Below are 11,756 nucleotides of genomic sequence, written 5' to 3'. Positions count from 1 at the left end.
CTCTTTCAATTCCTACCGAACGAACAACCTGCCGCGGGGATGCGGGACGGCAGACCTGGCGCTCACTATTGACTGCCCGCGAATGCGCACCAGCACGGTGCACAACGCGAAGCCTTACTGCTCGCCGCTCGCTCGACGCGGACGGCGTGACGATCAACGGTCGATTTCGCCGAACACGATGTCCTGCGTACCGATGATCGTGACCGCGTCGGCAATCATGTGGCCGCGCGCCATTTCGTTGAGCGCGGAGAGATGCGCGTAACCGGGCGCGCGAATCTTGAGCCGGTACGGCTTGTTCGCGCCGTCGGACACGAGGTAGATGCCGAACTCACCCTTCGGATGTTCCACCGCTGCGTAGGCTTCGCCTTCCGGCACATGAAAACCTTCGGTGAACAACTTGAAATGGTGAATCAGGTCCTCCATGTTCGACTTCATGTCGACACGTTTGGGCGGCGCAACCTTGTGATTGTCGGTCATCACCGGCCCCGGATTCTTCCGCAGCCACTCAATACACTGTTTCGCGATGCGGCAGGACTGACGCATTTCCTCGACCCGAACCAGGTAACGGTCGTAGCAATCGCCGTTCACGCCGACCGGGATGTCGAAGTCGAGCCTGTCGTAGACCTCGTAGGGCTGCTTCTTGCGCAGGTCCCACTCGACGCCGGAGCCGCGCAGCATCGCGCCCGTCAGGCCGAGCTGCAGCGCACGCTCCGGACTCACCACGCCGATCCCGACCAGGCGCTGTTTCCAGATCCGGTTGTCGGTCAGCAGGGTTTCGTATTCGTCCACGCATTTCGGGAAACGCGTGAAGAAATCGTCGATGAAATCGAGTACCGAGCCTTGGCGGGCCTCGTTCATCTTCTCGAGGGCCTTGGCATTGCGGATCTTCGACGCCTTGTATTGCGGCATGACGTCAGGCAGATCGCGGTAGACGCCGCCCGGACGATAGTAGGCCGCGTGCATGCGCGCGCCCGACACCGCCTCGTAGACGTCCATCAGGTCCTCGCGCTCGCGGAACGCGTAGAGGAACACCGCCATCGCGCCGACGTCGAGGCCGTGCGAGCCGATCCACATCAGGTGGTTCAGCACGCGGGTGATTTCGTCGAACAGGACGCGGATGTACTTGGCGCGCTCCGGTACCTCGATACCGAGCAGTTTCTCGATCGCGAGCACGTAGCCGTGCTCGTTGACCATCATCGACACGTAGTCGAGGCGGTCCATGTAGGGCACCGACTGGATGAAGGTCTTGTTCTCGGCGAGCTTCTCGGTGGCGCGGTGCAGCAGGCCGATGTGCGGATCGGCGCGCTGGATCACCTCGCCGTCGAGCTCGAGCACGAGGCGCAGCACACCGTGCGCGGCCGGGTGCTGGGGACCGAAGTTGAGCGTGTAGTTCTTGATGTCAGCCATGCCGCCCTCTCAATGTTTCAGGCCGCCGTAGCGATCCTCGCGGATCACGCGCGGCGTGATTTCTCGGGGCTCGATCGTCACCGGCTGGTAGACGACGCGCTTTTCCTCCGGGTCGTAACGCATTTCGACGTAGCCCGAGAGCGGGAAGTCCTTGCGGAACGGGTGGCCGATAAAGCCGTAGTCGGTGAGGATGCGACGCAGGTCCGGGTGGCCTTCGAAGACGATGCCGAACAGGTCGAAGGCCTCGCGCTCGTACCAGTTCGCCGAACTCCAGACCTCGACCATCGAGGCCAAGATCGGCAAGTCGTCGTCGGGTGCGAACACACGCAGACGCAGGCGCCAGTTGTTGGTGATCGACAGCAGTTGCAGCACCGCCGCGAAGCGGGGGCCGTCGTAGGCACCGTCGCCATAGGTTTGATAGTCGACGCCGCAGAGGTCGATCAGCTGTTCGAAGCCGAGCTTGCGGTCGTCGCGCAACTGGGTGGCCACCTCGACATAGTCGCGCGCGCGCACGACCAGGGTCAGCTCGCCGATCGCTTCGGTCAGGCTGACCACGCGCTCGCCGAGCGCGGCCTCGAGGTTGGCTTTCAGGGTCTCGATTTTGCTTGCCATATTGTGGGTGCTCGGGACTTTATTGACGGGCGATGGTGCTGGTCCGGCGGATCTTCGCTTGCAGCTGGATCACGCCATAGACGAGCGCCTCGGCAGTCGGCGGACACCCTGGCACGTAGACGTCGACGGGCACGATACGATCGCAGCCGCGCACGACGGAATAGGAATAGTGATAGTAGCCGCCGCCATTGGCGCACGACCCCATCGAGATCACCCAGCGCGGCTCGGCCATCTGCTCGTAGACGCGGCGCAGCGCCGGTGCCATCTTGTTGCAGAGCGTGCCGGCGACGATCATCACGTCGGACTGGCGCGGACTCGGACGGAACACCACGCCGAACCGATCGAGATCGTAGCGGGCCGCGCCCGCGTGCATCATTTCGACCGCGCAGCATGCGAGACCGAACGTCATCGGCCACAGCGAGCCGGTGCGCGTCCAGTTGATCAGTTTGTCAGCCGTGGTGGTGACAAACCCTTCCTTCAAGACCCCTTCGATACTCATTGCTTTCCACTCCTGACAGGCGGCGGAGAGTGGCCGCCTCACGCAAACCGGTGACAAATCCGCCCATTACTCCCAGTCCAGGCCGCCCTTTCTCCAGATGTAGGCGAAGCCGAACAGGAATTCGAGCAGGAAGATCATCATGGCCATGAAGCCGGGCCAGCCGATGTCGCGGAAGGCGACACCCCATGGAAACAGGAAAGCGGTTTCGAGATCGAAGATGATGAACAGGATGGCGACGAGGTAGTAGCGCACGTCGAACTTCATGCGCGCGTCCTCGAAGGCCTCGAAACCGCACTCGTACGGTGAGTTCTTTTCGCTGTTGGGCTTGTTGGGACCGAGGACCTTGCCAATGCCGACCAATGCCACTCCCAAACCAACGCCCACGATGAGGAACAGCAAGACGGGGTAATAGGCAGCGAGGTTCAAGGCAATCCTCTATCGGTTAGTTCTGATCGTTCCGGAGCATATCACCTTCCGGACAAAGGGTCATTTCGGACTGCACGCTATCCGGGGACAACGCAAATCGGAGCCTGAAATGAAAAATGCCAGCCGCTTGGAAGCTGGCTGGCATTGCGGAATCTTGGTGCCGACGGCGAGACTCGAACTCGCACAGCTTTCGCCACTACCCCCTCAAGATAGCGTGTCTACCAATTTCACCACGTCGGCACTACGGCAACTCGGGAAGAACTGCTGATTCCCGCGAATCGCTTCAAGAATTAAATTCTAACCCGTTTTCTTCTAGCTGATCAACTAGTATCGAGCGCTTTCTTGAATTTTTATTTCGGGACGTCCTGGCCCGAACTCGACGCGGCCGAAGCGGCGGCGGGCACGGATGCCGAAGGCGCCGACGCGGCAGCAGCCTGCGAGCCCGCTGCGGCCGATGCCGGCGCCGTGGCCGCGCCGAGCAGGCCGATTGACGGTGCCGACTTGTAGGAACCGAGATAGGTCAGCGCCAGCGTGGCGATGAAAAATATTGTTGCGAGAACCGCGGTGGTACGCGACAGGAAGTTCGCCGAGCCGGTGGCGCCGAACAGGCTGCCCGATGCGCCGCTGCCGAAGGCCGCGCCCATGTCGGCACCCTTGCCGTGCTGGAGCAGCACCAGGCCGATCACGCCCAGCGCAGACAGGATCTGCACCACGATAATCAAAACTTTCAGAAAGGACATCTCATTCACCCGAATTGTGGGACGCTGCGCGCCTCTCGCGCGGCCCCGGATTCACAAACCGACGGCGCCGGCCGCGCGCTTACTTCGCCGCGCGGCAGATCGCCAGGAAATCATTGCTCTTGAGCGACGCGCCGCCGATCAGGCCACCGTCGATGTCCGGCTGGCCGAACAGTTCGGCCGCATTGTCCGGCTTCACGCTGCCGCCGTACAGCACCGACACCTGCTCGACACCCTTGGCGGCCAGCCGCGAACGCAGGAAAGCGTGCACCTGCTGTGCCTGCGCCGAACTCGCGCTCTTGCCCGTGCCGATCGCCCAAACCGGCTCGTAGGCCACCACGATGCGCGCCGCCTCCTCGGCCGACAGCAGCGCGAGCACCGCGTCGAGCTGCGCGCCGACCACCTGCTCGGTCGCATTCGACTCGCGCTCGGCCAGGGTCTCGCCGACGCAGACGATCGGCGTCAGGCCGGCCGCCAGCGCGCGCTGCGCCTTCACGGCGACCAGGTCGCTCGATTCGCCGTGGTAGGTGCGACGCTCCGAATGGCCGACCAGCGCGTACTTCGCGCCGAACTCGACGATCATCGCCGCCGCGACCTCGCCCGTGTAGGCGCCCTGCTCATGGGCCGACACGTCCTGCGACCCCGCCACCACGCGGCTGCCCTGCAGCAGCTCGCGCACCTGGGCCAGATACGGGAACGGCACGCACACCCCGATCTCGACACCGGCCTGCACGTCCTTCGCGCCCTCGAGCACTTCGTTGAGCAGCGCGCGATTGCCGTCGAGACGGCCGTGCATCTTCCAGTTACCGACTACCCGCTTCACTCGTTGTGTGGACATCGTCTCTCGTATCTCGAACTGAATCCGAACTGATGAATCTCATCAAGGCCGCATCGCCTGGCGTCCGCCATCTCGAGAACGAGGACGGCCCCCACGGGCGCAGCAAACCCGCGATTTTACTTCGGCGCGCAAGAACCGGTCAAACCGCGAATGTCAAGCGCTCGCGCCCCATTCGAGCACGATCTTGCCGACATGCTCGCTGCTCTCCATCAGCGCATGGGCCTGGGCGGCCTCGGCCGCCGGCAGCACGCAGTGGATCACCGGGCGCACCGTGCCGGCCTCGATCAGCGGCCAGACGGTTTCCTTCAGTTGCGCGGCGATCCGGGCCTTGAACTCGACCGGACGCGGGCGCAGCGTCGAGCCCGTGATGGTGAGCCGCCGGCGCAGGATCTCGCCGAGGCTGACCTCCGCCTTGGCGCCGCCGAGCAGCGCGATCACCACCAGACGACCGCCGTCGGCCAGCGCGCTCAGCTCCCGCGGCACATAGGGGCCGGCCACCATGTCCAGGATCACGTCCACGCCGCGGTCGTTGGTCAGCGACTTCACGACGTCGACGAAATCCTCGTTCCGGTAATTGATCGCCCGTTCCGCGCCGAGCGCCTCGCAGGCGCGGCATTTCTCGTCGGTGCCGGCGGTCGCGAACACGCGAAAACCGAGCGCGTGCGCGATCTGGATCGCCGTCACGCCGATCCCGCTGGAGCCGCCCTGCACCAGCAGCGTTTCCTGCTCGCCGCCCTCGCCGCGACCAAGGCCGCCGCGATCGAATACGTTGCTCCAGACCGTGAAGAAGGTCTCGGGCAGCGAGGCCGCCTCGACCTCGCTCAGGCCCGCCGGGACCAGCAGGCACTGCGCGAGGGGCGCCGTCGCATATTCGGCATAGCCGCCGCCCGCGAGCAAGGCGCATACGCGATCGCCGAGCTTCAGGCCAAACGGATTCGCGACGCCATCGCCGAATTCGCCGCCGACGATCTCGCCCGCCACCTCCAGCCCGGGCAGGTCCGACGCGCCCGCCGGCGGCGCATAGGCACCCTTGCGCTGGAACACGTCCGGGCGATTGATGCCGAACGCGGCCACCTTGATGAGCACTTCGCCGCGCTTCGGATCGGGCCGGGGCCGCTCGACGAGCTTGAGCACGTCGGGCGCGCCGAACTCGGTGATTTCGATCGCTTTCATTTGCGTCGCTCCAAGATAGGGACGGGCCTGCGTCGATTCACGACGCAGGCCCGTCCATCCTGCAGGAAAAACGGCCGGCGCGCTGACGCGGCCGGCCGCTTTCTTTCCGCTTACTGCTGCGGCGCGTCGCCCGACTGGGCCGCTTCGTTCAGCAGGGCCTTGGCCGACAGGCGCACACGGCCCTTCTCGTCGACCTGGATCACCTTGACCTTCACGACCTGGCCTTCCTTCAGGTAGTCGTTGATGTCCTTGACACGCTCGTTGACGATTTCCGAGATGTGCAGCAGGCCATCCTTGCCCGGCAGCAGGTTCACGATCGCGCCGAAGTCGAGCAGCTTGAGCACCGCGCCTTCGTAGACCTGGCCGACTTCGATCTCGGCGGTGATCTGCTCGATGCGCTTCTTGGCCTCGGCCATGCCTTCGCTGCTGGTGCTGGCGATGGTCACCACGCCGTCGTCGGAGATGTCGATGGTGGTGCCGGTTTCTTCCGTCAGCGCGCGAATCACCGAACCGCCCTTGCCGATCACGTCGCGGATCTTCTCCGGATTGATCTTGATGGTGATCATGCGCGGCGCGAACTCGGACAGCTGGGTGTTCGCACCCGAGACGGCGCCCTTCATCTTGCCGAGGATATGCAGACGGCCTTCCTTGGCCTGCTCCAGCGCGACCTGCATGATTTCCTTGGTGATGCCCTGGATCTTGATGTCCATCTGCAGGGCCGTCACGCCGGCTTCGGTACCCGCGACCTTGAAGTCCATGTCGCCGAGGTGGTCCTCGTCGCCGAGGATGTCGGTCAGCACCGCGAACTTGTTGCCTTCGAGGATCAGGCCCATCGCGATACCGGCGACGTGCGCCTTCATCGGCACGCCGGCGTCCATCAGCGCGAGGCAGCCGCCGCACACCGAGGCCATCGACGAGGAGCCGTTCGACTCGGTGATTTCCGAGACGACGCGGATCGAGTAGCCGAATTCCTCGGCGCTCGGCAGGCACGCGACCAGCGCGCGCTTGGCCAGGCGGCCGTGGCCGACTTCGCGGCGCTTGGGCGAGCCGACGCGGCCGGTTTCGCCGGTCGCGAACGGGGGCATGTTGTAGTGGAGCATGAAGCGCTCGCGGTACTCGCCTTCGAGCGCGTCGATGATCTGCTCGTCGCCCTTGGTGCCGAGCGTGGCCACCACCAGCGCCTGCGTCTCGCCGCGCGTGAACAGCGCCGAGCCGTGGGTGCGCGGCAGCACGCCGCTACGGATCTCGATCGGGCGGACCGTGCGCGTGTCACGGCCGTCGATGCGCGGCTCGCCGTTCAGGATCTGCGAGCGGACGATCTTCGCCTCGATGTCGAACAGCACGTTGCCGACCGTGGCCTTGTCGGCCGGGGTCGTGCCGGCGGCAGCCGCATCGGCTTCCAGCTTGGCCGAGGTGGCGGCGTAGACTTCCTTCAGCTTGGTCGAGCGAGCCTGCTTGTCGCGGATCTGGTAGGCGGCCAGCAGCGGCTCCTGGGCAGCGGCCGTGATGCTGGCGATCAGCGCCTCGTCCTTCGGCGCCGGCTGCCAGTCCCACTCGGGCTTGCCGCCCTCGCGCACCAGCTCGTGGATCGCGTCGATCGCGACCTGCATCTGCTCGTGGCCGAACACCACGGCGCCGAGCATCACGTCTTCCGGCAGTTGCTGCGCTTCCGACTCGACCATCAGCACCGCGCGCTCCGTACCGGCGACCACCAGGTCGAGGCTCGATGCCTTGATCTGCTCGCGCGTCGGGTTCAGCACGTACTGGCTGTCGATGTAGGCCACGCGCGCGGCGCCGACCGGGCCGTTGAACGGCAGGCCGGAGACGGCCAGCGCGGCCGAGGCGCCGATCAGGGCGGGGATGTCGGCCGGCACTTCCGGGTTGATCGACAGCACGTGGATCACGACCTGGACTTCGTTGTAGAAGCCTTCCGGGAACAGCGGGCGCAGCGGACGGTCGATCAGGCGCGAGGTCAGCGTCTCGTGCTCGGACGGACGGCCTTCGCGGCGGAAGAAGCCGCCGGGGATCTTGCCGGCCGAGTAGGTCTTCTCGAGGTAGTCGACGGTCAGCGGGAAGAAGTCCTGGCCCGGCTTCGCGGTCTTGGCGCCCACCACGGTGGCCAGCACCACGGTGTCCTCGACGTCGACGATCACGGCACCGCTCGCCTGGCGGGCGATCTCACCCGTCTCGAGACGGACCTTGTGCTGGCCCCACTGGAATTCCTTCACGACTTTATTGAACAGAGACATGGTCGCTCCTTGTTTTGTTCATGGATGGCATGCGCCGCGCGAGAAACACCGCGCGACGACGGTGCGACCTGGCGTGACGGGAAGGAGGTGTGTTTTTTATGCCATTCCAGGGCGTGGCTGGCGCAGGCGAGCCGCCGCGCTGGAATGACACAAAGCTCCACCCGGCGCACAGGCCGTTGGGCGGCGGTCCGCGACTTCGGACCTGGCGCCCGCGGTACGGGCAACGGCGAGACCTTGCGTACCGCTGAAAAACAAAATGCCTGTATCAGCGGACTGACACAGGCATTGGCGGGGAGGCGAACGTCGCCCGCTTACTTACGCAGACCCAGCTTCTCGATCAGCGCGCGATAGCGGTCGGCATCCTTGCCCTTCAGGTAGTCGAGCAGCTTGCGGCGGCGGCTCACCATGCGCAGCAGGCCGCGGCGGCTGTGGTGATCCTTCGCGTGGGTCTTGAAGTGACCCGTCAGTTCGACGATACGCGCGGTCAGCAGCGCGACCTGGACTTCGGGCGAACCCGTATCGTTGGCGCCACGCGCGAACTGAGCAACAACATCCGACTTCTTGATATCTGCAACCGACATGTGATTTCCTTTCTAGCTAACAGGCGGACACGGAAGAATGGCCGTGCCGTGAAGGCTGTCTTGATTGACAACCGGCCGGCATTGTAGCACAAGTCCCCCGCCCGGCCAGCCCCTCCCCCGCGCCTGCCGCGGCATTGTCCCGGCAGGGCCTCAGGGGCGCGTCATCCGGCAGGTCGACGGCGGCTCGGTGCTCGCGGCCGGCAAGGCCAGCACGGTCCGGAAACCGTAACCCGACCCTTCGTTGTCGACACGCACGCCCGGCGTGCCGAGCCGATCCATTTCCATCACGTAAAGGGGCTGGATCGCCTGGTGATCGGACGCACGCATCCGGATCGGGTGGAAGCCGTCGTCGTAGCTCGCGCCTTCCAGCGCTCCGGCCACCGCGGCCGGGTCCGCCGAGCGCGCCCGCGTGATCGCCGCCGCCAGCATCTCCACCATCTCGCTCATGCGCCGCACCGGGTAATCGTCCTGGGCGGCGGGGAAACGGGTCCGGAATTCCCGGTAGAAGGCATCGGAGGCCGCGCCGCCTGCGTTCGGGTGCCAGTCGGCCACGGCGATCACGTGCTTGACGCCGGCCTCGCCGAGCGCGGCCGGCGCGCCGAGGCTGTTGCCGTAGAAGGTGTAGAACCTGGCGTCGAGCCCCTGCTCGCGCGCGGCCTTCACCAGCAGGCTCAGGTCGTTGCCCCAGTTGCCGGTGATCACCGCGTCGGCGCCGCTGGCGCGGATCTTGGCGATATAGGGCGTGAAATCCTTGACGCGGCCGATCGGGTGGAATTCGTCGCCGACGATCGCCACGTCGGGCCGGCGCGTCTTCAGTTCCTCGCGCGCCAGCGTGCTCACGTCGTGACCGAAGCTGTAGTCCTGGTTCAGCAGGTAGACGCGCTTCACGCCGCGGTCCTGCGCCAGCACCTGGGTAAGCGCGGCCATCCGCATCCCGGCATGGGCGTCGAAGCGGAAATGCCAGAAGCTGCACTGCGCGCCGGTCAGCGCCGGATCGTCGGCGGAGTAATTGAGGAACAGCATGCGCGCATCGGGGCGGCGCGCGTTCTGGCGATCGATCGCGGTGACCAGCGCCGCCGCGACCGCCGAACCGTTGCCCTGCGCGATGAAGCCGATATGCCGGTCGGCCGCCACGCGCAGTTGCTGCAGCGCATCCTCGACGCCGCCCTTGCTGTCGAGCACCACCAGCTCCAGCGGATGCGCGCCGTCGGCGAGCATCACGCCGCCGCGCGCGTTGACGCGCTCGATGCCGAAGCGCAGGTTGCGCTCGACGGCGGCGCCGGCGTTGGCGAACGGCCCGGACATGCCCTCCACCAGCGCGATGCGCACCGGCTCGGCCGCCTGGGCGGCCGCACCGGCCGGCGCGGCGGCAGCCATCAGCGAGAGCGCCGCGCAGGCGGCGGCTAAGCGTTTCCATCCGGACATCGGCATGCTTCCTGTCATCGATCGGGAAGCGGATCATACCGGAGCCGGCGCCTGCCGTTCGCCGCCCGCCCGGGCCGCGCCGCACCGGCGATGCGCGATCCGAAGCGGCCTCGAGAAATGCGCGCCGCCGCGCGAGCACACGGCTGCGCGTCGTGATACAACAGCGGCATCGCATCCGACGGAGACCAGCATGTTTCGACGACTTCCCGTACTGCTAGCCATCGCGGCCACGCTGCTGGCCGGTTGCGCGCAACCGTGGCAGCGCTTCCAGGCGGGCGAGGACCAGTCGGCGCTGGTCGCCCGGCTCGGGCCGCCGAAGGAAATCTACGACCTGCCCGACGGCGGCAAGCGCCTGATGTGGCCGACCCAGCCGATGGGCGAAACCACCACCGCCGCCGATATCGACGCGGCCGGCAAGGTCCGCAACGTGCGCCAGGTCCTGCAGCCGCTCGAGTTCTATCGCGCCGAGATCGGCAAGTGGAAGAAGTCCGACGTGCTGGTCAATTTCGGCCGCCCCGAGGAAACCGCCTACTTCCCGCTGATGAAGCGCGAGGTCTGGACCTATCGTTATCTCGAGGACAACGTCTGGTACATGCTCTACAGCTTCTACTTCGACGACCAGGGCATCCTGCGCCTCACGCAGAAGACGCCGGACCCGCTGCACGATCCCGATCGCCGCGTCGCATTCTGATAATCGAATCACTGTCAATTCCGACAGGATTTACCCAGGCCATTCCAGCTGATAAGCGGAATGGCCTTTTTGTCATCCAGGCATCACGAATTGATTTTCCGGCCGAAAGAATTGCGAAAATAAGCTTCGAATCATTTCGTCACCGAACCGGTCTGTATCGTCACAATTCAATAGGGGCGTCACTTTTCAGGTGATCGAATGCACCGGAATCCGGCAATTCGATTTCCGAAATGGTGCAAAACCAATTCACCCCTCTCGAATTTGAAACAGAATGTTTCAAGGCCTCCACGTATCGAGGCAAACCCCTAATATCCCCAACAAGCTTTCAATTTAGAAAGCATTGCCGATACGGCTGCTCCGGCGCCGTTCGCGATCTCGTTCATTTATGAAGGATTCCTCATGAATCGCGCCAAAACCCTGCTCGCCGCCAACGTCGCCTGGGCGCGGGAAACCGCCGAACGTGCGCCCGGCTTCTTCGAGGCGCTGTCGCAAGGCCAGAATCCGCGCGTGTTGTGGCTGGGCTGCTCGGACAGCCGCGTGCCGGCCGAGGCCATCACGCACAGCGCGCCGGGCGAGCTGTTCGTCCACCGCAATATCGCGAACCTGTTCCACCCGAACGACGACAACAGCGTCAGCGTGCTGGAATACGCGGTGCGCGTTCTCAAGGTCGATCACGTAATCGTTTGCGGGCATTACGGCTGTGGTGGCGTGCGCGCCTCGCTGCTGCCGCCGCCGGCCGACCTGCCGCATGTGGCAAGGCGCATCGCGCCGCTCTGCGCGCTGGCCAGCCGGCATCGCGCCACGTTGGACGAACTGCCCGCCGATACCGCCGCGAATCGCCTGGCCGAGCTGAACGTGCTGGAGCAGGTGCGCCTGCTGCGCGAGCACCCGGTGGTGCGCGACAGCCAGCCCGCGCCGCTGGTGCATGGCTGGATCTTCTCTTTGTCGGACGGGCTGCTCAACGTGCTGTCTTCCGGCTACGAGGCGGGCGCGGCGCAGCCAGCCGAAACGGCACCGGCCGCCGCCGCGCATGCGCGCCACCGCGAGCCCCAGCCCGCCTGACGCACTCGAAACACGGCGCGGCCGGCCGCCCAGCCCGGCCCCGGTCGCGCCTCCCG

12 protein-coding genes and 1 tRNA gene are annotated in these 11,756 nt (G+C 65.5%); 2 read left to right on the top strand and 11 right to left on the bottom strand.

Annotation, left to right across the window (positions count from 1 at the left end; all coding sequences use genetic code 11):
- Positions 1–153: 153 nt before the first annotated feature.
- The 11 genes from FB600_RS22790 to FB600_RS22740 all read right to left on the bottom strand — a co-directional run bounded on the left by FB600_RS22790 (position 154) and on the right by FB600_RS22740 (position 9,947).
- Positions 154–1,407, bottom strand: a complete 1,254-nt coding sequence (locus FB600_RS22790; RefSeq protein ID WP_096750437.1) for an NADH-quinone oxidoreductase subunit D — start codon at positions 1,405–1,407, stop codon at positions 154–156.
- Between the two features lie 9 nt (positions 1,408–1,416).
- Positions 1,417–2,019 (bottom strand): NADH-quinone oxidoreductase subunit C, encoded by a 603-nt coding sequence (locus FB600_RS22785; RefSeq protein ID WP_013698864.1) that lies wholly within the window; start codon positions 2,017–2,019, stop codon positions 1,417–1,419.
- 19 nt (positions 2,020–2,038) lie between these two features.
- On the bottom strand, positions 2,039–2,518 hold the full coding sequence (locus FB600_RS22780) for a NuoB/complex I 20 kDa subunit family protein (RefSeq protein ID WP_013698865.1): 480 nt from the start codon (positions 2,516–2,518) through the stop codon (positions 2,039–2,041).
- Between the two features lie 66 nt (positions 2,519–2,584).
- The gene (locus FB600_RS22775) at positions 2,585–2,944 is read right to left on the bottom strand and encodes an NADH-quinone oxidoreductase subunit A (protein WP_013698866.1); all 360 of its coding nucleotides are present in this window, start codon (positions 2,942–2,944) and stop codon (positions 2,585–2,587) included.
- 155 nt (positions 2,945–3,099) lie between these two features.
- Positions 3,100–3,184, bottom strand: a tRNA-Leu gene (locus tag FB600_RS22770).
- Positions 3,185–3,294: 110 nt separating this feature from the next.
- Positions 3,295–3,684, bottom strand: coding sequence for a preprotein translocase subunit SecG (secG, locus tag FB600_RS22765; protein ID WP_017918089.1), 390 nt, complete (start codon positions 3,682–3,684; stop codon positions 3,295–3,297).
- 79 nt (positions 3,685–3,763) lie between these two features.
- Entirely contained in the window at positions 3,764–4,519 is a 756-nt protein-coding gene (gene tpiA, locus FB600_RS22760) for a triose-phosphate isomerase (protein WP_096750436.1), read from the bottom strand.
- A 153-nt stretch (positions 4,520–4,672) separates the two neighbouring features.
- Entirely contained in the window at positions 4,673–5,692 is a 1,020-nt protein-coding gene (locus FB600_RS22755) for an NAD(P)H-quinone oxidoreductase (protein WP_145757375.1), read from the bottom strand.
- A 110-nt stretch (positions 5,693–5,802) separates the two neighbouring features.
- On the bottom strand, positions 5,803–7,941 hold the full coding sequence (pnp, locus tag FB600_RS22750; protein ID WP_013698870.1) for a polyribonucleotide nucleotidyltransferase: 2,139 nt from the start codon (positions 7,939–7,941) through the stop codon (positions 5,803–5,805).
- A 311-nt stretch (positions 7,942–8,252) separates the two neighbouring features.
- Complete coding sequence (gene rpsO, locus FB600_RS22745) at positions 8,253–8,522, bottom strand: 30S ribosomal protein S15 (RefSeq protein WP_013698871.1); 270 nt, start codon at positions 8,520–8,522, stop codon at positions 8,253–8,255.
- A 150-nt stretch (positions 8,523–8,672) separates the two neighbouring features.
- Complete coding sequence (locus FB600_RS22740; protein WP_145757374.1) at positions 8,673–9,947, bottom strand: branched-chain amino acid ABC transporter substrate-binding protein; 1,275 nt, start codon at positions 9,945–9,947, stop codon at positions 8,673–8,675.
- Between the two features lie 190 nt (positions 9,948–10,137).
- On the opposite strand from FB600_RS22740, the gene FB600_RS22735 reads away from it, so the two are divergent.
- Together FB600_RS22735 and FB600_RS22730 are read left to right on the top strand one after the other, a co-directional pair.
- Positions 10,138–10,638 carry a hypothetical protein gene (locus FB600_RS22735; protein ID WP_025096470.1) on the top strand — a complete coding sequence of 167 codons (501 nt, stop codon included), beginning with the start codon at positions 10,138–10,140 and terminating at the stop codon, positions 10,636–10,638.
- A gap of 399 nt (positions 10,639–11,037) precedes the next feature.
- On the top strand, positions 11,038–11,700 hold the full coding sequence (locus FB600_RS22730) for a carbonic anhydrase (protein WP_096750433.1): 663 nt from the start codon (positions 11,038–11,040) through the stop codon (positions 11,698–11,700).
- The last annotated feature ends 56 nt before the right edge of the window (positions 11,701–11,756 follow it).

It is taken from the genome of Burkholderia sp. SJZ089 (assembly GCF_007828315.1).
GTDB lineage: Bacteria > Pseudomonadota > Gammaproteobacteria > Burkholderiales > Burkholderiaceae > Burkholderia > Burkholderia gladioli.
The sequence above is the reverse complement of the archived record's forward strand: the minus strand, read 5'-3'. Positions and strand labels throughout refer to the sequence as shown.

Bases quoted from the DNA above. Each gene is read 5' to 3' on its own strand.
- pnp (WP_013698870.1), bottom strand. From the start codon at position 7,941: ATGTCTCTGTTCAATAAAGTCGTGAAGGAATTCCAGTGGGGCCAGCAC.
- rpsO (WP_013698871.1), bottom strand. From the start codon at position 8,522: ATGTCGGTTGCAGATATCAAGAAGTCGGATGTTGTTGCTCAGTTCGCG.
- secG (WP_017918089.1), bottom strand. From the start codon at position 3,684: ATGTCCTTTCTGAAAGTTTTGATTATCGTGGTGCAGATCCTGTCTGCG.
- tpiA (WP_096750436.1), bottom strand. From the start codon at position 4,519: ATGTCCACACAACGAGTGAAGCGGGTAGTCGGTAACTGGAAGATGCAC.
- FB600_RS22735 (WP_025096470.1), top strand. From the start codon at position 10,138: ATGTTTCGACGACTTCCCGTACTGCTAGCCATCGCGGCCACGCTGCTG.
- FB600_RS22785 (WP_013698864.1), bottom strand. From the start codon at position 2,019: ATGGCAAGCAAAATCGAGACCCTGAAAGCCAACCTCGAGGCCGCGCTC.
- FB600_RS22755 (WP_145757375.1), bottom strand. From the start codon at position 5,692: ATGAAAGCGATCGAAATCACCGAGTTCGGCGCGCCCGACGTGCTCAAG.
- FB600_RS22780 (WP_013698865.1), bottom strand. From the start codon at position 2,518: ATGAGTATCGAAGGGGTCTTGAAGGAAGGGTTTGTCACCACCACGGCT.
- FB600_RS22730 (WP_096750433.1), top strand. From the start codon at position 11,038: ATGAATCGCGCCAAAACCCTGCTCGCCGCCAACGTCGCCTGGGCGCGG.
- FB600_RS22740 (WP_145757374.1), bottom strand. From the start codon at position 9,947: ATGTCCGGATGGAAACGCTTAGCCGCCGCCTGCGCGGCGCTCTCGCTG.
- FB600_RS22790 (WP_096750437.1), bottom strand. From the start codon at position 1,407: ATGGCTGACATCAAGAACTACACGCTCAACTTCGGTCCCCAGCACCCG.